Origin of the sequence: Streptomyces olivochromogenes, assembly GCF_001514115.1 — a bacterium.
Classification (GTDB): Bacteria; Actinomycetota; Actinomycetes; order Streptomycetales; family Streptomycetaceae; genus Streptomyces; species Streptomyces olivochromogenes.
Map to the genome: position 1 here is coordinate 138,323 of NZ_KQ948459.1, position 20,278 is coordinate 158,600.

The window sequence follows — 20,278 nt, forward strand, 5'->3', positions numbered from 1 at the left end:
GGAGATCCGCTCAGTGGCCGGGGAAGCGGTCCGCTCAGTGGTCGGCGACGAGGTCCCTGATGGTCTTGACGACGTCGGCGGGGGCCTCCTCGGCCATGAAGTGACCGCAGGAGACGGTCGTGTGCCGCAGGTCGGGCGCCCAAGCGCGCCACCGCGCGGCGGCGTCGAAGCCGAGAGCCGCGCCCCAGTCCTGCTGGAGAACGGCCACGGGCATCCGCAGCCGGTTCCCGGCCGCACGGTCGGCCCGGTCGTGCTCCACGTCGATGCCGGCCGAGGCGCGGTAGTCGGCGACGATGGAGGGGACGGCCGCGCGGGAGGCCGCCAGGTAGGCGGCGCGGATCTCGTCCGGGATCGCCCTCGGGTCCCGCGTCCAGATGTCGAGGAAATGACCGAAGAAGACGTCCGCGGCGGCGTGGATCATCCGCTCGGGCAGACCCGGCGGCTGGGCCATCAGGTAGAGGTGGAAGCCGACGGCCGCGCCGGTCCCGTGCATCACGTCCCACATGTCCAGCGTGGGCAGCACGTCGAGCGAGGCGAGATGGGTGATCGCCTCGGGGTGGTCGAGGCCGGCGCGGATGGCGACCAGCGCGCCCCGGTCGTGTCCCGCCAGGGCGAAACGCTCGTGACCCAGAGCGCGGGCGAGCGAGACGACGTCGGCGGCCATGGTGCGTTTGGCGTACGCGTTCCCGTCGGCGCCGGTGTCGACGGGCTTGTCGCTCGCGCCGTAGCCCCGCAGGTCGGGACAGATGACGGTGTGGTCGGCCGCGAGGTCGGCGGCCACGTGCCGCCACATCAGGTGGGTCTGCGGGAAACCGTGCAGCAGCACGATCGGGCTGCCGGATCCGGCGACGGCGACGTGGAGCGCGACACCGTCGGCGACGGGGACGCGCCGGTAGTCGAAACCGGGGATGGTCGGTGCCATGGTTCGCCCTTTCTGGAAGGCGGAAGCGGAAGGTGACGGACACGACGAGCCTGCCGGGCGCGAATCAGCAGGTGATCAGCACGTGATCAGTACGGGATCAGTGCGGGATCACCACGTCGTCGGCGCAGTACCGTGGCGAGGGTGTCGGGAGAGGCGAGGAGGGTGCGGGTCGCGTTCGGTGTGCTCGGACCGACCGTGGCCGAGAGCGACGGCCGCGCGCTCGCGCTGAAGGGACCGAGGCACCGGGCCGTGCTGGCGCGGCTGGTGGTGGCCCGCCGCCGGGTCGTCCCTGTCACCCACCTGGTCGGCGACCTGTGGACGGATCCCCCGCCCGGCGCCGTGGGCGCCGTACAGACCTTTGTCGCCGCGCTGCGACGCGTCCTGGAGCCGGACCGTCCCTCCCGGGCCCCCGCCCGGCTGCTGGTCACGGACGGCCCCGGGTACGCGCTGCGCCCGGAGCCGGACGCCGTGGACGCCTGGTGCTTCGAGACGGCCGTCGGCGCCGCCGCGCGGCTGCCGGCCACGCAAGCGCTGCCGCGACTGGAGGAGGCGCTGGCACTGTGGCGCGGGCCCGCCTACGCCGAGTTCGAGGAGGAGGCCTGGGCCCGGGGCGAGCGCTCCCGCCTCGCCGAGCTGCGGCTCCAGGCGGTGGAGCAGCGGGCGCGGACGCAGCTGGCCCTCGGCCTGGCCGCCGAGGCGGTGCCCGACCTGGACGTACACCTCGCCGCTCACCCCTGGCGCGAGGACGCCTGGCGGCTGCTGGCGCTGGCGCTGTACCGGCAGGACCGTCAGGGGGATGCGCTGGGCGTGCTGCGCAGAGCCCGGGCGGTCCTGGCCGACCAGCTGGGGGTGGACCCCGGGCCCCGGCTGCGCCGCCTGGAGGCGGACATCCTCGCCCAGGATCCCGGGCTCGATCCGCCGGCCGGGCCGACGGAGACCACGGCCCGGCTGTGGACACGGACGGCGGCGGCCTACGACCGCACGGTCGCCGCCGGTGCCCGGGCCCGGTTGGAGACGACGGTGAGCCTGATCCGCAACCTCGCGGTCACCGGGGGCGGTGGGCTCGCGGCCGCCCGGCAGCACCGTATGGAGGCCATCGCGGCGGCGGAGGAGTTCGGCGACCCGGACCTGACCGCCCGGGTGATCGGTGCCTACGACGTCCCCGCGATCTGGACCCGCAGCGACGACCCGGAGCCGGCCCGACGGATCGTCGAGGCCGCCGAGCGCGCTCTCACCGCTTCGCCGGGCGACGCGCACGAGGCCTCGCGGTGCCGCCTGCTGGCCACGATCGCCCTGGAGACGCGCGGCAGCCGAGCACCACGCGGCCCGCAGGCCGCCCGCGAGGCGGAGGAGATCGCCCGGCGTCTCGACGATCCCGCGCTGCTGGCGTTCGCGCTGAACGGGGCGTTCATGCAGTCCTTCACCCGCGCGGGCCTGGCCCCACGGCGTGACGAGATCGGCGCGGAGCTGGTCGAACTGGCCGCCCGGCACGACCTGGTGACCTATGAGGTACTCGGTCACCTCATCCGGCTCCAGGCACGCTGCGCGCTGGCCGACTTCGCCGCGGCCGACCGCCATGCCGCCGCCGTGGACCGGCTGGCCGAGCGCCACGAGCTGCCGCTCGCGGGCGTCTTCACCCAGTGGTACCGGGCGTTGCGGCTGGCCGCGTCCGGGCAGCCGGCGGGGGCCGAGGCCGCCTACCGGGATGCCGCCGCACGGCTGGACGGCGCCGGGATGCCGGGCCTGGAGCGTGGGCTTCTCCCGTTCGCCCTGCTGTGCCTGCGGGTGCGGTACCGGAGGACGTGGTCCGACACCGAGTCAGCGGAAACTGGTCCAGGGGATACGGGTCCAGGAGGTACGGGTTCAGGAGAAACCGGTCCAGGAGGTTCCGATCCGGGGCCGGTCGAGATCGACCTGGGGGCGGACTGGGGCCCGTACCGCCCTTGGGCCGTGCCCTTCGCCTTGCTGGCATCCGGACGCCGGGCCGAGGCACGGGCGGCACTGCGCGCGCTCCCGGAGCCGCCGCGCGACCTGATGTACGAGGCGTGCTGCTGCCTGGAGGCCGTGGTCGCGCTGGAGGTCGGTGACCGGGACGTGCTGGAGCGGGCCCGCACCCGCCTGCTGCCGGCCGCCGGGGAACTCGCCGGCGCGGGCAGCGGCCTGGTCACCCTCGGCCCCGTCGAGGACCACCTCGCCGACATCACCACCGCGCTGCGGGCGCCGACGAGTCCAGTTCCGCCCAGATGATCTTTCCCTCGTGTGTGTACCGGGTGCCCCAGCGGTGGGCGAGCTGGGCGACGAGGAAGAGCCCGCGTCCCCCTTCGTCGGTGGTCCGGGCGTGTCGCAGCCGCGGGGAGCTGTTGCTGGTGTCGGTGACCTCGCAGATCAGACGGGATGCGCGCAACAGCCGCAGTCGCACGGGGCCCGGGGCGTAGCGCACCGCGTTGGTGACCAACTCGCTGACGACGAGTTCGGTCGCCATGGCCAGCTCTTCCAGTCCCCATGCACGGAGTTGGCGGGTGGCGAGGGCGCGGGCCCCGGCCACGGCGGCGGGATCGGAGGCCACGTCCCACGAGGCGACGTGGTCGGCGCTGAGCGCGTGCGTGCGCGCCACGAGGAACGCGACGTCGTCGGACTGCGGCGTGGCGGTCAGGCCCCGCACGTTGGCGCAGAGCGCCTCGAGCGGGAGATCGCAGGGGCACAGGGCGTCCCCGAGGTGGGCCATTCCGACGTCGACGTCCCGCTGGTCGCCTTCGATGAGGCCGTCGGTGTAGAGGCCGATCAGGCTGTTCTCGGCGAGTTCGATGTCGACTGCCTCGAACGGGAGTCCCCCCAGCCCCAGTGGTGGACCGGCCGGCAGTTCCGGGAAGCTGACCCGGCCCTCCGGAGTCACGAGGACCGGCGGCGGATGGCCGGCCCGGGCCAGCGTGCAGTTCCGTGTGACCGGGTCGTAGATGGCGTACAGGCAGGTGGCACCCATCACCGTGGTCCGGATCAGGTCGGCCGACGCGTCATGGGACTCCTCCTCGCTGAGGCGGAGCACCAGGTCGTCGAGGTGGGCCAGGAGCTCGTCGGGCGGCAGATCCATGTCGGCGAGCGTCTGCACCGCGGTACGCAGCCGGCCCATGGTGGCGGCCGCACTCAGACCGTGGCCGACCACATCGCCCACGACGAGGCCGACTCGGGCTCCGGACAACGGGATGACATCGAACCAGTCTCCGCCCACACCGTCCTTGGCGTCCGCGGGCAGATACATGGAGGCCACGTCCACGGCCATGCCGCCCTCCAGCGTATGGGGCAGAAGGCTGCGCTGGAGCGTCAGCGTGGCGTGGTGCTCCCGTGTGTAGCGGCGGGCGTTGTCGACGCAGACGGCCGCTCGTGCGACCAGTTCCCGGGCGAGCAGTACGTCGTCCGAGGTGAAGGGAGCCGGGTTCCGCGAGCGGACGAAGGTGGTGAGGCCGAGGACGGTGTCCCGGGCCCGCATCGGCACGGAGATGAGTGAGTGAAGTCCGAACTCGCGCATGCTCGAGGTCCTGGACGGCTGTTCGACGGCCCATTGAGGGTTGTCGGGGTTCAGCACCGGTATGAGGACGGGCTCGCCGTTCACGAGGAGCTCGAGATCGTGCGGGGGCGGGATGAAGTCCACCGGATCGCCGACCTGGGCGACCGCCTCCGGGCACCCCTCCCGGACGGAACTCATGCCCGCCCGCCGCATCACCGGCCCCGTCACCGCCGGACCCGCGTCGGACAGCCAGGTTCCGTGCCCCTCGGTGCTGAGGACCGGCTCCAGCAGATCCACGATGGCGAAGTCGGCGAACCGGGGCACGGCGAAGTCGGCCAGCTCCTGGGCCGTCTCCATGACGTCCAGGGTGCTGCCCACACAGGCGCCGGCTTCATTGACCATGGAAATCAGTTGGCGGGCGTTCCACCGGTCGGTGACGTCGAGCACCATGTAGCAGATGTCCGTGACGCCGCCCTCGACGTCCATCAAGGGGAAGAACGAAGTGGAGTAGGCGTGCTGCCGATGCGGGTCGGCCCAGCTCCAGCCGAGGTACTCGAAGTCGCTGACCGGCTCCCCGGTCCGCAGTACCTTGCGCATCACGTCTTCGAGGGCCTCCGCGTGGAGGCCCGGGAAGAGGTCGGTCAGGCGTCGGCCAAGACGCTGCTCACGCGGTATGCCGCCGATGCTCTCCAGGGTGTTGTTGACCCAGGTGCAGCGCAGGTCCATGTCCACGATGGCCATTCCCACGGGCGAACGGGTCAGGAACCCGTCCAGCACGGACTGCCCCATGGCCCGGCGTATGACGCGCTCCCGTGCCGAGACGAGAAAACACTCGTCGTCGCCGACCTGGAACGACGCGGAAACCCGCAGATTCACTTCGACACGACGGCCGTCGCGATGCGACAGCGTGACCTCTCCGCTCCAGGCCTGGCCCCCACGGCAGCGCTCCATGATCGCCGCTACGCGGCAGGGGTCTTCGGGCACGGCGAGCAGACGGCCGACAGAGCCTCCGACGACCTCGCGGGCCGAACGGCCGAGGAGTTCTTCCGCGCTTCTGGTCCAGCCGATCACCATGCCGGCCAGGGTGACGATCGCCGCCGCGTCCGAGGCTGCTTCTTCCGCACCGATATTGGGCTGTGTGCCGGGACCTTCGCCCGATTCCGGAATCGCAGGTGTCACGTCTTCACCGCCATCCCCATACCTCCATGCTCGCGCCTCCTGCAGCGGCGCGCCAGCGGCGCAAGGGACCGTTCGACGCGGTGAATTCGCTACTGGTCGGGTCGGCACCGCCACGGCGGGTGACCGACGCCGGATGTCGTCCCAGCGGCGGCTCCCGGGCCTCAGCCGACGACCGCGGCGCGTACGCACAGCACGTCCGGCAGATGAGAGGCCAGTTGCCGCCAGCTGTCCCCGTCGTCCGCCGACGCGTACACCTCGCCGTTGCGATTGCCGAAGTACACACCCGCCGGGTCCGCGCCGTCCGTGCAGAGCGCGTCGCGCAGCACCGTGCCGTAGTGGTCCTCCGTGGGCAGCCCCGCGGTCAGCGGATCCCAGGTCCTGCCCGCGTCCTGCGTGCGAAAGACACGACAGCGCCGGTCGGCCGGGACGCGGTCCGCGTCCGCGTTGATGGGGAAGACGTACGCCGTTTCGCCGCGGTGCGGATGCGCGGCCACCGCGAACCCGAAGGTGGACGGGAGGTCCGCGCCGATGTCGGTCCACTCGCCGCCCGCGTCGTCGCTGCGGTACACACCCCAGTGGTTCTGGAGGTAGAGCCGGTCCGGGGTCGACGCGTCCTGGGCGATCTTGTGCACGCACTGCCCGAACTCCGGGTTCGGATCCGGCAGGAACACCGCGGAGACACCGGAGTTGGACGGCTCCCAGCTCGCCCCGCCGTCGTGGGTACGGAACACCCCCGCCGTGGAGACGGCGACCGTGACGGCTCTTGGGTCGCGCTGGTCGGTGAGGACGGTGTGCAGCCCCTCGCCACCGCCGCCCGGCACCCACTGCGACCGGGTGGGGTGCTCCCACAGGGGCCGGACCAGCTCGAAGGACTCGCCCCTGTCCTCGGAGCGGTACAGCGCGGCCGGTTCCGTGCCCGCGTACACCACGTCCGGCTCGGCCGCCGCCGGGTGCAACTGCCACACCCGCTCCAGCGAAGCCCCGGTGTCCTTGGGGAACTTGACGGCGGGCCGCGCCGGTTCGGTCCATGTCCGCCCCAGGTCGCCGGAGTGGAAGACGGACGGACCCCAGTGCGCGCTGTCCCCTCCGGCCAGCAGCCGTGGTGTCCCGCCGCGGGTGTCGATCGCCACCGAGTACACGGCCTGCGCGTTGAAGTACGGACTTTCGTCGAACTCCCAGGCGGCGCCGCGCCGCCGTCCGATGAACAGCCCTTTGCGTGTACCGACGGTGAGCAGTACTTCGGCCATGCCGACCACCTCCGCGACGACGTCGTCTCAGACATCGGCCAGTCTGCACCCCGGCACTGACAGACTCCCCTGTACGTCGAATTACCGCAGGTCAGCCGGGTGGCGTTGGTCGTCGGCGACGTCTCGTCCCGGCCGACGCGCCTGCGGGCGAGGGATGGCCGGATTCGTGGAACGGTCGGGTCGTGGGGCTCGTTGTGAGCATCGGAGGGACCGATCCCGTATGGGAGGGCGATGTGGCATGTCCGTGCGGTCGTGAGGAGGATGCCATCGATGGCGGCATTCCGTGGTCCGAAGGCTCCGAAGGTGTGGCTGTGGCGATGGCGGCGCAACCCGCTGCGGCGTCGCAGTGACGCGCTGGAGGCATGGATCGTGCTCGTCGCCTGGGCGCTCACCGCGCTCGGCGGAGTGCTCACCTGTCTGCTGGCGACGCAGTCCGTGGAGAACGGCCTTGCCCGGCAGCGGGCCGAGTGGCACTCGGTTCTGGCGTTGCTCAACGACGACGTGCCGAAGTCGACCGCGTCGGCGAACGACGCCGACATGGTCTGGGCGAAGGTCCACTGGACCGCCGCGGACGGCTCGCCGCACGCCGGTCAGGCCAGGGTGCCCGTCGGCAGCCCCGGGGGCACCCCGGTGACCGTATGGACGGATGCCGGCGGTCGCCTCGTCGCCGAGCCCCCCACGCCCTCCCAGGCCCAACTGCGTGCCGCGCTGGTGGGCATCCTGATGGGGGTGAGTGTCGCGGGTGTGCCGTTCATCGGCGGACGGCTGGTACGCGGACGGATGGAACGGCGGCGCATGGCGCAGTGGGACGAGGACTGGCAGCGGGTCGGGCCCCTGTGGGGGCGGAAGACGGGCTGAGGAGACACCAGGGGTCAGGCCGGATCGTGGTCCTCCTCCGGTGCCCACGCGGCCGTGAGGAGGGATGCCGTGGCGGCCGAGGCGTACGTGGACGACGCGAGCCAGGCGCGGGCGTACGCCTCCGGATCGACCGGCCGCAGTCGGCCCAGCGCGTCATGGCGCCGGTCCGACGCGGTGTCCACCAGGGCCCGCGCGCACGCGGCCCCCGTGGTCAGACCCACCGCGGCGAGCCGACGAGGGAGTTCGCCGTCGGCCACGGTGGCGGTGACGGCGCGGCCACCCGCGACCGCGCGGTCCACGGCCCGCCGCAGGAGGTCGAGTTCCGTGGGAAGCGCGGGCGCCGGGACGGAAGGGACGACGGCCGTGCCGGTCCCGGGCAGGTGGGTGCGATTGAGGCGACGCAGGCCGAGGTCCGCGCGGATCGGGTCACCGTCCTTGTCCTGCCAAGCCGCGGCGAGGGCGCGTACACCGCTCGGCCGGTCCGCCGCGAGCCGCGCGACGAGGCGCAGGGACAGACCGTGGGCCCCCGCCAGAAGCCGGAGGTTCTCGACGTAGGGGAGTTCGGGACGCTCGTCCGGCGCCAGGAGGCGTACCAGGGGACCGCCGGCCACGGCGAACCCTCCGCCGGTGATCGTCCCGGTGAGAAAGAGCAGGTCACCACCCGCGTCCCGTTCGTCGGCGGGCTCGGCCGACCACCGCAGCGTGGCGGCCACCTGGTCGGCCGGGGAACGCCGCCACAGCGTGTCGAGCGGCTCCTCGTGCCAACGGGCCCCCGAGGCCCGTACGGAACGGACCGCGCCGCCACCGCCGATCCGCCCGTCCGGCGAGACCGTCGGGTCGGTGAGGATCGCCCCGCCGTGGTCGCCCAACTCCCGCAGGGTGAGAGCGCTGCCGCCGGGGACCGTGGAGCCCGCGGCCTGCCGAGCACGGTCGGCGTCGCCCGGCGCCACGTCGGACAGCGAGCGGAGCCGGCCGTCCTGCGCGAGGGCGTACGTGACCGCCCCGGCGTACCCCGAAGCGGTCACCACCGGCTCGGTGAACAGACCGTGCAGCCGCAGCGAACCGTTCGCCGTATAGGCCCGACGTGCGGTGCCGATCAGAACCGGGTCCGGCGCGCGGCGCAGCCCGACGGCGACGGTCAGCAACTCCGCCAGCTCCGAGGCCAGTTCCGACAGCCGGAAGGCGGGGTCCCCGGTGCCCGCCTCGGAGAGCCGTCGCGCCACCCGGACGGCCGCGGCCGCGGCGCGGTGAAGTCCGGCGACGCGCGCCGAGTGGGCGGCATGGAGGAGCGTGGCGCGGTGCACGGCACCGGAGCCGGTCACTCCGGCTGTCAGTACGGCGGTCGCGGCCGCTCGGAGGGCGTGCACCGCGGCGGACTGCGGGGGAGTGAGGTCGAGGGCCCCGGTCTCCGGAGGGACAGGGGTGGAGTCGCCGGCGTCCGACGGCACGACCGCCGTCGACGCCGGCCCGTCCGTCTCCTCCGCCAGCGGTGCCAGCGTCAGCACCGCCGCACGATGCAGACACGCGGGCGCGAGCAGACAGCTGCACACGGCATCCTCGGGGGACGTCACGACTCCGGCCGTGGTGGTGAGAGTGACCGTCGTCGCGTCGTCGACCCGCACCACGACCGTCGCGTCCGTAACGGCGACGGGCCAGTCGGCCGCCTTGGCCGCGGCCGAGTCGGCACGTTTGCGCAGACGGGTCGGGAGCGACTCCAGCGCGGCGGCCGCCACTTCGGCCGTCACCGGGGGAAGCGTGGTGATCGGTCGGGGAAGCGTGGTCATCGGTGGGTACCTCCCATGCGTTCGCCCACCCAGCGGGCCAGTTCCAGCGGGCTGAGGGCCGCCACCGGCATGCCCGCGGCCACCAGCTGTCCCGCCACACCGGTCGAGTAGCGGGGTCGGCCCGCGTCGTCCAGCGAGGCGCAGCCGAGGACATGGCAGCCCGAGTCGACGAGTGCCCGCACCTCGGACAGCAGGGGGCCCACCGGACCCCCCTCCTCGAAGTCACTGATCAGGACGACCAGTGTGCGGGAGGGAACCGTCACCAGTGAGCGCGCGTGCCGCAGGCCCCGGGCGATGCTCGTCCCGCCGCCGACCCGCACCTCGAGGAGCAGCCCGAGGGGATCGTCCACCTGGTCGGTGAGGTCCACGACCTCCGTCGAGAACGCCACGAAGTGCGTGCTCAGTGCCGGGACCCCGGCGACCACGGACGCGGTGAGCGCCGCCCAGATCGTCGACGCCTCCATGGACCCGGACACGTCGACGACCAGCACGAGCCGCCAGTCCGCCGCCTTGCGGGCCCGGGTACGGAAGACCGGCCGCTCGGGCAGTACCGTCACCGCTCCCGTCGCCGGATCGCGGCGCGCCGTCGCGAGGTTCGCGCGCACGGTGCGGGCGAGATCCAGGGGGCCGCCCGGTCTGCGGGTGGGCCGCGGATGCGCGAGACCGGCGAGGGCGGGCCGCAGCCTGTGGGCGAGAGCGTCCGTGAGCTCCTTGACCAGCCGGGCCACCAGGGGCCGAAGCCGGGCGAGTTGCTGCTCGGGCATGCCTCCCGCGTACGAGAGGACCGTCCGCAGGAGTTCGACCGAGGGGCGGGCCGAGGCGGGGTCGAGTTCCTGCAGCGCGTCGACGCGTCCGGCATCGGCCGCCGCAGCCAGCACCTCTTCCCGTACCCCGGGGCCGAAGAGCGCCGCGAGCTCCTCGGACCAGCTCCGCACATCCGGGAACGACGCCTCGCTCCCGCCGCCGGCGCCGCCATCGCCGGGCTCTGCGACCCCCTCGCCGCGCCCGCTCCCGTACAACTCGTCGAGTGCGCGCGCGATCCGGCCGGCTCGCCCCGTCAACTGCCGTGCCCTGCCCAGCAGGAGCCGCCAGCGATCTCCCGGGCCGAGGCTGTTGGGTACGGGGGGATTGTTGGGTCTGGCGGGACTGTCGGGGACAGGGGGATTGTTGGGTGTGGCGGGACTGTCGGGTACGGCGGGGTTGCTGGGCACGCCGGGGTTGTTGGGCACGCCGGGGTTGTCATGAGGGGGCTGATTCGAGGTCGGCGTCGGGTCCGTGCCCCAGGGGGCCAACACCGCCGTCGCCAACGCCGTCCGCCCCGCCAGATCCGCCGCCGCCATCCGGGCCAGGAACCCCGGCTCCGCCACCGCGTCCGGCAACTCCCCCACCGCCAGGCCGGTGCGGTCCTCCACCGCGGCGAGCATCCGGGACCGGGCCGCCGGCGCCAGGACCTCGAAGCCGGCGCGCAGGGCCGGCAGGCGGTCGAGGAAGGCCCGGTCGGTCAGGGACTCGACGCGCTCCAGGAGCGGGTCCACGGCCTCGCCCGTCTCGAGCAGCGGACCGGCGGCGAGCAGTGTGCCGCGCAGGAACGCGGCGAGGTCGGAACGGAGTTCGGGAGTCACGGCACCGTCGACACGGGAGGCCAGCCGGGTGCCGAACCCCGTCGCCTCCCGCAGCCCCAGCAGCACCCGGGCGGCTCCCGCGGCGCCGCGGATCAGCGGCGTACCGTCCTCGTCCAGGCGGCCGAGGGCGTCCGCGAGCCGGAGCCCGCCGCCCGCGGCGTCCACCCGGGTGGCGAGGTCCACCAGAGCGCGGGCGTCGGCGGTGTCGGTGGAGCCGGTCAGCCCGTCGAGCGCGCGGACACCGGCGGCGCCCAGCTCCTCGTACGCGGCCTCGATCCGCGCCTTCTCCCAAGGGGCGGGCAAGCCCGGCACATGCCCCGCGCCGATCCGGCTCAACAGGTCGAGCCCGCCGAGGAGTTCGGGCAGCGTTCCGGACGCGGGCAGCAGTTCGGCGACTTCCGTGAGGCGCTCCGAGGCGAGCCCCGGGAGGGCGCAGCGCGCCGCGTCGTCGAGCCCGGCGAGCACCTGGGCCGCGGTCGGACCGCCGTCGCGCCGCTCCACCGCCCGTCGCCGCTCCAGTACGCCGCCGGCCGCCTGTTCCAACGTCACTCCGTGAACGCCGGTCACATCCAGCATCGCCGCGGTCGACGGCGTCCAGGTCACCGTCCACCGTGTGGTGAGGGCGGCGCCGTCGCCGACCTGCGCGACGTCGGCCTCCTCGCCGTAGGGAACACGGCAGACCGCCATCCTGCGCAGACAGATCTCGCGCCGACGGTCGAGCTCGGACCGCAGCGCGTCGAGCCGCAGCTCACGACGGGCGGGAGCGGTGGGGGAGGGCAGTGAGAGTTCCGCGAGGAGGCCCTCGACCGCCGGGCCGAGGCCGGAGCGTGGCGTGCCGGGAGCGAGTCTCCCCTGCCGGTCACCGACGAGCACCCGCTCCATGGCCGCGGCCACCACCCGCCCCCGACCCAGCAACTGGCCCTGCGTGAGCACCGTCTGCACCGCCTCGACCAGCTCCCCGCGGCCCGCGGCGGGCAACCCGCGCAGGGTGGCCAAATCCCGCGCCACCCGCACCACTTCCCGGGCGTCGGCGGGGCCACTGGGATGCCCCGCCTCGCGGACGGCGGCGCAGATCCGCACGGCCGTCGCCGTCAGCAACTCGTCCAGCCGCCCCGGCTCCCCGGCCGCCCGGAACACCCCCCGCTGCCACTCCGGATCACGGATGCCGGCCGGATACCCGGACCGCTCGTCGAGCAGCGGGTACGAGTAGGGCACGAGGGACGTGATGACCGAGGAGACGTCCGCCGCGAGTCCGGCGCCCGAACGCTTCGGCCCAGCGTCTGAACTCACCGGCCCGGCGCCCGAACGCTCCGGCCCAGCGTCTGAACTCACCGGCCCGGCGCCCGAACGCTTCGGCCCGACACCTGAACTCACCGGCCCGACACCCGAACCCACCGGGCCGGTACCAGCCCGAAGCAGCGCGGGCGCGTGAAACGCCCCGATCACCGCCGCCGTACGCCGCCCCGCGTACTCGGCCAGTCGTCCCCGCATATTGGCCTCGCGCCGCAGGTCGTACGGGTCCACGGCGTCCTCTCCCGTGTCCGCCCGCAACGCCCAGCCCACGAGCAGCGCGGCGCGCCGCAGCTCCTCCGCCGCGGCGCCCGGCGCGCCCGACTCCACCAGCCGCGCCCACAGGTCGTCCTCCGTCCGGCCCCCGGCGCGCGCTCGCAGGGCGGCCGCCAGCCGCCCACGCCCGCCACCCGCCTGGCCCGCACCCGGCTCCTGCGCCACCTCCCGAGCCCGCTCCTGCGCGTCCCGCGCGGCCAGGGGCAGGTCGAACGGCACGACCGGCACCCCTGCCTCCCTCGCCCACCGAATCGCCGCGAGCTCCGGGGAGAACTCGGCGAAGGGCAGAAAGACCACCCCGCCGTGCTCCCGGCTCCCCGCCAGCGCCACCGGTGGCACCGTCGCCGGATCCCCCAGGTATTCCAGCCACGGCGCGAACTCCTCAGGAAGCTCGATGAGGAGCACCTCGGGCGCCGCCGCCGACAACATACCGGGCACGGCCGCCGCGAGCGCCGGCGAATGGTGCCGCACGCCGATCAGGAACGGCTCCCGACACTCCGCCAGCGCCTCCAGAGCCACCTCGGGCGACGCCGCCGAGTCGGCCACTGCCTCACACGAGGTCATCGCGCAGCTCCCACAGCGTCCGCCACAGCGCGGCGCCCTGCTCCGCGCGCCGCCGCACCGGACCGTCCCAGTAGCCCAGCAGCCGGGCGTGGTCGGCCGGGTCGTCCTTGCGTACCGTGCCGAGCAGATGGCCGGGCAGGGTGCGCACGACATCCCTGCCGTCCCCGAGATACGCGGCGCCCAGGCCCATGGACGTGGCGACCTGCACCGCCTCCGCCGTCGACATCACCGTGGTGGGCCGCTCGACCTCCCAGCCCTCCGCGCTCCGGCCCGAGCGCAGATCCCGGAAGGCCGTGACCAGCGCCTCCAGCACCGCGTCGTCCACGGAGAAACGGGCACCCGAGCGGGCGAGCGCCGCCGTGGCCTGGCCACGGACCAGCTCCGTCTCCGCGTCGAGGTCGTCGATCGGTCCGACGGTCTCGAAGTTGAAGCGGCGCTTGAGGGCGGCGGACATCTCGGAGACACCGCGGTCACGGAGGTTGGCCGTCGCGATCAGTGTGAACCCCGGCACGGCGTGCACCGTGCCGTCCCCGTCCGGACCACCGGCCAACTCCGGTACGGCGATGCGTCGTTCGGACAGCAGGGACACCAGGGCGTCCTGCACCTCGGGCAGACAGCGTGTGACCTCCTCGATCCGGGCGACGGCTCCCCGGGTCATCGCCGTGAGCACGGGTGAGGGCACCATGGCCGCTCGGCTCGGTCCCGTGGCGAGCAGCATCGCGTAGTTCCAGCCGTATCTGAGCTGGTCCTCCGTGGTGCCCGCGGTGCCCTGCACGGTGAGCGCGCTGGTGCCGCACACGGCGGCGGCCAGCAGTTCGGAGAGCATCGACTTGGCGGTGCCGGGCTCGCCGACCAGCAGGAGACCCCGCTCGCCCGCGAGCGTCACCACACACCGCTCGACGAGTCCCCGGTCGCCCACGAACTTCCGTGACACGACGAGCCGTCGCCCGTCCGCCCCGCTCAGTGTCTCGCCGTCCGAACCGCACACGAACGTCACCACGGCGCGCGGGGTCAGGTGCCAGCCCGGCGGTCGCGGGCCTTCGTCGTACTCCGCGAGAAACGCGAGCTCCTCGGCGTGACGGTCCTCGGGCAGCTCGATCTGCCGCGCGCCCGACACACCCGGCACACCCGTTACGCCCGACACAACCGTTACGCCCACCGCCTCCGTCACGTCCGTCCTGGCCTTCGCGCCCGCTGCCGTCGTCCCGTTCGCCGTGTTCTGTCCGCCGCTCATGCCCTGCCTCCGCTCCGGCCGCCCCGGCCACCTCTGCCACCGCGCCCGGCGAACTCCTCGAACCCGGGCGCGTCACCCTCGACGACCCGCCGCCAGGCCCGCGCGAACAACTCCGGCACGGGGCGGTCCGGCACCACGAAACCGTGGTTCGTCTCCGGCAGCAGCGGGGTCTTCCAGCTCTCGACGGGCAGCCGCGGCGCCTTGTGCTCCAGCCAGCCGCCGGGCAGGAACTGCGCTCGCCCGGCCCGGGACCGCTTCGCCTCCACCACCAGTCCGGCGGCGGCCAGTTCGGCCCTGGCCCGCTTCAGCCGGGCGGGCTTCCAGCCGGTCCAGGCCGCCTGATTGCGGTCCGTGGGGTCCGGGAGCGCGAGCAGCATGAGATAGAGCCCGGCCGCGTCTTCGGAGAGCCCGCACCGCTGCGCTGCCTCGGCCACCAGCTTCGGCACACTGTGCGCCGGGTGCTGTGCGGCTCCGGGAGGGCCGTCCGCCGTGATCTGGGCGGTGAACTCCTCGCTCAACAGTGTGCGCAGCGACTGCAGTTGCCCGCTGTCCCGGCTCAGCGCCGCGAGCAGCTTCAGCGCCGGGTGATCGGGTCCGCCCTCCTCGCCCGCCTGCGGCAGCACGGCCGACGGCCGCACCCATACGGTGTCCCACTCCGAGCGGTGCCGCATCGGCGCCAGCACGATCGCCGGGCCCGCCCGCAGCAGGCCCTCAGCGTCTCCGCCTCCCTGGGCGGGCAGCCCGAACGTCTCCCGTACCCGGGTCGACACCATGTTCCCGTCATGTCCCCAGGTCACCCCGAGGTCGAGCAGCAGCCCGGGGTCGGTGAGGCGCTCGCGGAGCATGCGCAGGGTCTCGGGCAGCGTCGCGCGCAGCGGATCGCCGTACGGCAGTCGATAGGCGAGCCAGCGCAGCATGCTGACGTACGCGGCCAGGGTGGATCCGGTGAACAGGGCCTGCGCGTCCAGCGGTTCGAGCCCGTTGCCCCGCATCCGCTGCTCGGTGCGGCCCGTCAGCTCGGGGCGAGCCTGGGGGTTCAGGGCGGCGTCGAGCATCCGGCCCGGCCCGATCTCGCTCACCATCCGCGCGATCAGCTCGGGCGGCGCCGCCCGCCGCCGCCCCCGGCGCTCGATCCAGATCCGTACGACGGGCTCCAGGTCGAAACCGTCGGTCCACAGCCGCTCCATGCGTCCGGGATCCGCGGGGACCAGCGCGGCGGTGAACAACTGCCGTTCCGCGACGGACAGTTCACCGAGGGCGCTCCGGGCGGCCCGTGCCTCCGCGCTCTTCGCGCCCAGCGGCTGAAGCTGCTCGGCGGGCAGGAGCCCGTCCTTGCCGTACGAGTTGAGCCCGGGCAGCCCGAGGAGCAGCAGCGCTCCGGCCACCGGGCTCACCCCCACCCGATCGGCGAACTCCCGCGCCTGCTCCGGCCGGTAGGGCAGCGGTCCCCGCTCCCTCACGAGCGCCACCAACCGCCGTACGGCGGGCGCCAGGACCTCGTCCCCGGACGTACCCCGGATCTCGGACTCGACGAGCGCGAAGCCCTCCCAGGGGCCGAACCCGCCCGCCGGGTCGTACTCGACGGCGTTCCAGTACGCGTCGCCCGCGTCGATCTTCTGGCAGGACAGGATCAGCAGCCGCCGGTCGCCCGAGGCCAGCACCTCCCCGACGCGCTCCGGCCGCTCCGACCGGGAGGCCTTGAGCTGCACGACCCGCAGTCGTCCGCGGGGATCGACGAGCACGCCGTCGCCGACCGACAGGACGGCGTCGAGGAATTCCAGCAGCCCGGCGCGCTGGTCGTCCCGCGTGGTGGGCGCGGCGGCGCGCAGGGCGGCCGCCACCGTGCCGGGACCGGTCAGCGAGAGCCAGGCGACCCCGGTGCCGACGAACGGGAACTTCGCGGGCGGTGTGCCCGGGGCCAACAGTGCGCGCAGCGCCCTGAGCTGGTCGACGGCGGTGGTGGCGTGCTGCTCGTTGCCGTAGTAACCGTAGAAGTGCCCGGGAGCGGCGAGCTCCCGCAGCGCCTCGCGCAGGACGTGGTCGTACGCGTGCCGGACCTCCTCCTCCACCTCGTCCCGCGGCGCGGCGACCGGCCGCTCGGCCCGCTCGGCGAGCGTGGCGATCCGCTTGACGCAGCGGGCCGTCTCCTCGACCAACCCGGCCACCCCGAGGGCGAGCCGCTCGTCGGTGACGGCGGGCAGCAGCCGGGCCACGGCCTCCCGGGGGCTCTCGCCGTCCCGGACGGCGGCCAGCAGCGCGGTGGCGTCCGCGTCGGTCACGGCCCGCAGCGCGGCCGAGCCGTGCTCGTCGCGGGGGCGCAGGGCGTGCCAGTACCACAGCGGGGGCAGGAAGCGGGTGCCCGCCGCATGTGCGCTGCTGCGGTTGCCCAGCTGGACGCGGGCCAGCGGCAGGCCGTCCCTGTCGCACAGCTCGACGATCGTGCGGTTCCAGCCCTCCTGCACGGGGTGCAGGAAGGCGCCGCCCGGCAGGCGCAGGGGCGGAGCCGGAATGCCCTTGGTGGTCGCCGGACTACGGCTCCCGTCGACCGAACAGGCTGTCCAGGCACCGGAGTTCTGGTCGTGCGTCACCCACCAGCCGAGCAGCCCGTCCTTGCTGCCGAACGGCGAGCCCTCCAGACCCGGCTGGACCGGCAGCAGGCGGCAGTCCGTCTGTGTGAGGACGATGCCCGGGCGGGCGTCGGCGAGCGCCGAGTCGAAGAACGCAGGCACCGACATCCGGCCGCGCTTGGCGGAGGCGGGGTCGTACTCGTGCCAGCGGTTCTCGTGCAGCACCCAGTACGAGATGCCGTCCGAGGCGATCTCACGGTGCTGCTCGGCGAACGTGGTGTCCCCGGCGTGCACGGGCCGGCCGCCGAAACAGCGGCCGCCGTCGGGCAGCGCGAGCGACACCGGGTGGCCGCCGTACCAGCCGCCCGGCAGGCCCGTCGGCTTGAACACGTCGGCGGGGCGCCCGGACCAGACGGCCCGCTGCTCGTTCCCGTACCCCGACGCGATGAGCCACTGACCGTCCACGTGACGCACCGTCGGCTCGCCGTACTGGCGTCCCTGGGACGGCAGGGTGAGCGTGCGCGCGTCGAGCAGCGCGTCGGGGCCGGCCAGCGCGACCTGGGTCTCGACCCGGACGATCAGCGCGGGCCAGGCGTCCGCGTACTGGTACGAACGGCCGGGCTGGTGCGGCCACGGGTGTTGTCCGCTCGTCGGCGGGGCGACCTTGCCGAGGGTTTCCAGGGCCTCTTCGAGGGCGGGCCAGCCCAGTTCGTCGAGGATGCCCGCGCGCAGGGTGCGGCCCAGGACCGGCGCGGGATCGAAGCCGACGATCCGCCGGACGGCCTCCGGTGCCGTCGCCAGTACGGCGGGTGCCGAGAAGCGGGAGACCTTGCTCAGCAGCTCGTCGAGCCCCGGCAGGCCGACCGGCTCGGCCAGTTCGGCGGCACGGTCCCGAAGCCAGCCCGCCACGGCCGTGCGCAGCGCCGGATGGTCCGCGAGCCGCCGCACGCGGGCCGAAGGACCGGACCCGGGTCCGTCCACGAGCGAGAGGCTCTCCACCGCCCTGCGCAACAGAGGGGCGAAACGGGGGTCGGTGGTGACCGCGAGCAGGTCCCGGCGGCCCGGGCGCTCGTCGTCCGTCCAGTAGCGCAGCTCCAGGCCCTCGGTTCCCGGGGAAGGGTCGGCGACCGGCACACCCGCCGCCAGGGCGGTGTCCAGCAGGTCGAGATCCACGTAGGCGTTCCAGCCCCGCTCGCGCAGCAGCCGCGCCGGCTTGCCGTCGGCGATCAGCCGGGGTGCCAGCCGCTCCACCAGGGCGAGTTCCTCGACGAGCCGCTTGCGCTGCCGCCAGCCACGCTGACGGTGCCGGTCCCAGGAGGTCAGCCAGTCGGCGGCGTCGACCGTGCCGTCGACCAGCAGACCGATCGCCCCGCAGGCGTCGAGCAGCGCCAGCCACGCCGCGTCGAACTCCTCGCGCTGATCACCGCCCGTGGACGGCATCAGCGTCAACAACCGTTCCCGTACCGCCGGATCCTCGTGCGCCAGCTCCGCCAGAGCGGGCAGCGCGGACTTCCAGAAGCTTCCGGCCGCGCGGTTCATGGCGCCCGAGGGGAGGATCGCGGCGAGCAGTGCACGCTCCTCGGCGCGCGGATCGAGCCCCGCACCCTTCGCCAGCCGCCGCAGATCCTCCAGCATGCCCGCGTAGGGAGCGATCCCGGCCGCGCAGCGCTGCGACGACAGCGTCCTGAACTGCTCGTACGCGGCTGTGCCGGACAGCCGTGCCGCCAGCCCCTTGGCGTGGTCGCGCAGCGCCTTCCCGCTCAGCGCGCCCGCCCCGGCGAACTCCAGGAACACCTCCCGCAGCCGGTCCTCGTCCACGTCGAGGGCGTGCCGCTGTTCGGCTGCCCGGGCCTTGCCGAAGAACGACGCGGCGTGCTGGCGCGACTCCGCCGCCAGGAACAACCGGGCCACCTGCTCGTAGTACGTCGGCAGGAAGTGCGGCACCGAGCGGTCCAGCCGGGCGCCGATCTCGTCGAAGCCGTCCTTGGCGTGGCCCGGCTTGCTGGACACCATCCGGGTGAGCCGCTCCATCTCCTTGACCACGGCGAGCGCATGGTGCCCGTTCACCGGGTCGTTGACCAGCGCCCAGGCGGGGAAGCCCAGCGACTGGCGCCTCACCCGCCCCACCGGCGCCGAGTCGGCGGTGCCGAAGCCCAGGTACTCCAGGGCGAGGTCCTCGGCGGGCCCGATCGCCTCGGGCACCAGCCGCACCACCGTGCGCCCCTCCAGTACGGGATGCCCGTACGTCCGTGCCGTCAGCACATCGCCGGCAGCCTCGCCCAACGGCAGTACCGCTCCCGACTCCAGCAGCTGATCCGCGCTCACAGCTCCCCCTCCTCGTCCTCGCCGTTCACCACACGCCCCGCGTACACCAACGCCGCCATCCGGACCCCCTCCGACCAGGCGACCGGCCCCACCTCCCGCAACGGCAGCCGGCGCCCGCCCGCGACCCGCCACTCCAGGCCGCCGGTGCGGGTCTCGGCCTCCGGGTAGTCGGCGCCGATCCAGTAGGCCGCCTCCACCGCGACCCCGTCCTCGACCAGCGGGCACACCGCGTACCCGCCGCGCACCCGATAGCCGTACGAACCCGCCCGCGCGGTCGCGTGCCGCAGTTCCTCGAACTTCCCGCCCGCGTAGGCACTCCACTCGAAGGCGGCGCCGTCCCTCTCGTCCGGCCGCGGCCAGACCTCCCGGAACAACTGACCGGCGCCCTGCTCGACACCGAGCTCCGCCGCGAACTCCCGCAGCTCCTCCAGGTCTTCGAGGAGCACCGGATGCGGTATCACCACCGTCCGCGCGGCGAGTCGGACCGAGTCGCCGTCCAGGTCGACCACGCCGAGGCCCTGCTCCGGATCCGCGTCCCGCAGGAATCCGGCGCGCTCCAGCGCGACCGTGCCGTCCGTGTCCACCGGCGCCACCACCAGGTCCCGCAGCGCCGCCTGCCAGGCGGCGTCGGGCCACACCCGGGCCAGCAGCTCCGTCGGCACGGGCAGGGAGCGGACGATCCAGGTGTCCACCTGGGAGCGGCACTCGCGCTCATGCCGCTCCAGCCACTCGGCCAACTGCCGCAGCCGGACGACCTCCACGTCGTCCCGCAGCTTCGCGGGCACCTGCTTCAGCGTGCGTCCCGCCGCGTTGCGGCACCGCACCTGTGTGCCGTCCAACGTGACGGCATACCCACTGGATGTCTCGATCCAACCCATGACAGGACCCCTCCCCAACCCACCTGTCGA

Annotated in this window: 10 protein-coding genes; 2 read left to right on the forward strand and 8 right to left on the reverse strand. The window is 73.8% G+C overall.

Annotation, left to right across the window (positions count from 1 at the left end; genetic code table 11):
* Nucleotides 1-34: 34 nt before the first annotated feature.
* Nucleotides 35-922, reverse strand: coding sequence for an alpha/beta fold hydrolase (locus AQJ27_RS24620; RefSeq protein WP_067372799.1), 888 nt, complete (start codon nucleotides 920-922; stop codon nucleotides 35-37).
* Between the two features lie 162 nt (nucleotides 923-1,084).
* Between AQJ27_RS24620 and AQJ27_RS24625 the strand changes: the two genes are divergently transcribed.
* Nucleotides 1,085-3,169 carry an AfsR/SARP family transcriptional regulator gene (locus AQJ27_RS24625; RefSeq protein ID WP_067372802.1) on the forward strand — a complete coding sequence of 695 codons (2,085 nt, stop codon included), beginning with the start codon at nucleotides 1,085-1,087 and terminating at the stop codon, nucleotides 3,167-3,169.
* On the opposite strand, the gene AQJ27_RS24630 is transcribed toward AQJ27_RS24625, so the two are convergent.
* Complete coding sequence (locus tag AQJ27_RS24630) at nucleotides 3,123-5,603, reverse strand: SpoIIE family protein phosphatase (protein WP_425275225.1); 2,481 nt, start codon at nucleotides 5,601-5,603, stop codon at nucleotides 3,123-3,125. The two genes, AQJ27_RS24625 and AQJ27_RS24630, sit on opposite strands and share 47 nt — an antisense overlap.
* Nucleotides 5,604-5,764: 161 nt before the next feature.
* Nucleotides 5,765-6,850, reverse strand: a complete 1,086-nt coding sequence (locus AQJ27_RS24635; RefSeq protein ID WP_067372805.1) for a WD40/YVTN/BNR-like repeat-containing protein — start codon at nucleotides 6,848-6,850, stop codon at nucleotides 5,765-5,767.
* Nucleotides 6,851-7,120: 270 nt separating this feature from the next.
* On the opposite strand from AQJ27_RS24635, the gene AQJ27_RS24640 reads away from it, so the two are divergent.
* The gene (locus AQJ27_RS24640) at nucleotides 7,121-7,708 is read left to right on the forward strand and encodes an Rv1733c family protein (protein WP_067372808.1); all 588 of its coding nucleotides are present in this window, start codon (nucleotides 7,121-7,123) and stop codon (nucleotides 7,706-7,708) included.
* Between the two features lie 14 nt (nucleotides 7,709-7,722).
* Here the strand turns inward: AQJ27_RS24640 and AQJ27_RS24645 are convergent, their stop codons facing one another.
* Genes AQJ27_RS24645 through AQJ27_RS24665 form a run of 5 tightly spaced genes read right to left on the reverse strand, consistent with a single transcriptional unit; the run spans nucleotide 7,723 to nucleotide 20,248 of the window.
* Complete coding sequence (locus AQJ27_RS24645; protein WP_067372811.1) at nucleotides 7,723-9,492, reverse strand: hypothetical protein; 1,770 nt, start codon at nucleotides 9,490-9,492, stop codon at nucleotides 7,723-7,725.
* Nucleotides 9,489-13,244, reverse strand: a complete 3,756-nt coding sequence (locus AQJ27_RS24650; protein ID WP_067372814.1) for a vWA domain-containing protein — start codon at nucleotides 13,242-13,244, stop codon at nucleotides 9,489-9,491. Before AQJ27_RS24650 ends, AQJ27_RS24645 begins: the two co-directional genes overlap by 4 nt.
* Nucleotides 13,231-14,478: an ATP-binding protein gene (locus AQJ27_RS24655; RefSeq protein WP_079065224.1), complete on the reverse strand. Its 1,248-nt coding sequence runs from the start codon at nucleotides 14,476-14,478 to the stop codon at nucleotides 13,231-13,233. The genes AQJ27_RS24650 and AQJ27_RS24655 overlap by 14 nt, the downstream gene beginning before the upstream one ends.
* Nucleotides 14,475-19,370, reverse strand: coding sequence for a hypothetical protein (locus AQJ27_RS24660; protein WP_067372817.1), 4,896 nt, complete (start codon nucleotides 19,368-19,370; stop codon nucleotides 14,475-14,477). Before AQJ27_RS24660 ends, AQJ27_RS24655 begins: the two co-directional genes overlap by 4 nt.
* The gene (locus AQJ27_RS24665) at nucleotides 19,367-20,248 is read right to left on the reverse strand and encodes a DUF4132 domain-containing protein (protein WP_067372819.1); all 882 of its coding nucleotides are present in this window, start codon (nucleotides 20,246-20,248) and stop codon (nucleotides 19,367-19,369) included. The genes AQJ27_RS24660 and AQJ27_RS24665 overlap by 4 nt, the downstream gene beginning before the upstream one ends.
* Nucleotides 20,249-20,278: the final 30 nt, after the last annotated feature.

Bases quoted from the DNA above. Each gene is read 5' to 3' on its own strand.
- AQJ27_RS24635 (WP_067372805.1), bottom strand. From the start codon at position 6,850: ATGGCCGAAGTACTGCTCACCGTCGGTACACGCAAAGGGCTGTTCATC.
- AQJ27_RS24620 (WP_067372799.1), bottom strand. From the start codon at position 922: ATGGCACCGACCATCCCCGGTTTCGACTACCGGCGCGTCCCCGTCGCC.
- AQJ27_RS24645 (WP_067372811.1), bottom strand. From the start codon at position 9,492: ATGACCACGCTTCCCCGACCGATCACCACGCTTCCCCCGGTGACGGCC.
- AQJ27_RS24640 (WP_067372808.1), top strand. From the start codon at position 7,121: ATGGCGGCATTCCGTGGTCCGAAGGCTCCGAAGGTGTGGCTGTGGCGA.
- AQJ27_RS24665 (WP_067372819.1), bottom strand. From the start codon at position 20,248: ATGGGTTGGATCGAGACATCCAGTGGGTATGCCGTCACGTTGGACGGC.
- AQJ27_RS24655 (WP_079065224.1), bottom strand. From the start codon at position 14,478: ATGAGCGGCGGACAGAACACGGCGAACGGGACGACGGCAGCGGGCGCG.
- AQJ27_RS24650 (WP_067372814.1), bottom strand. From the start codon at position 13,244: ATGACCTCGTGTGAGGCAGTGGCCGACTCGGCGGCGTCGCCCGAGGTG.